Consider the following 267-nt stretch of genomic DNA (forward strand, 5'->3'; position numbering starts at 1 on the left):
CGACCAAGCTGAGCGTAAGCAACGCGGTCGAAACGACGACCAACAGCCCCAGATGGAGCGAGACCATCGCCGTGCAAGCCACCACCACATCCCGGTTGAGCACCGCCCTGACAATCGACACCGGCAGCGACGAATCCACATAGTCCAGCAGCAGCGTCTTCTCCGCCGGCGCCGGCCCCCTCGACATCCTGACCCACGGCGCGGCTGCCTTTGCCTGATAATCCACCCTGGTCCACATCCCTGCCAGGACAGTCAGAGCCAGAATGG

General features: G+C 63.7%; 1 protein-coding gene. It reads right to left on the minus strand.

From position 1 onward, the window contains the following. A partial coding sequence (locus MN204_RS20780) for a DUF3433 domain-containing protein (RefSeq protein WP_249872950.1) occupies positions 1 to 226 on the minus strand: 226 nt, incomplete at its 3' end. Positions 227 to 267: the final 41 nt, after the last annotated feature.

Origin of the sequence: Oceanobacillus saliphilus (assembly GCF_023522835.1) — a bacterium.
Classification (GTDB): Bacteria; Bacillota; Bacilli; order Bacillales; family Amphibacillaceae; genus Oceanobacillus; species Oceanobacillus saliphilus.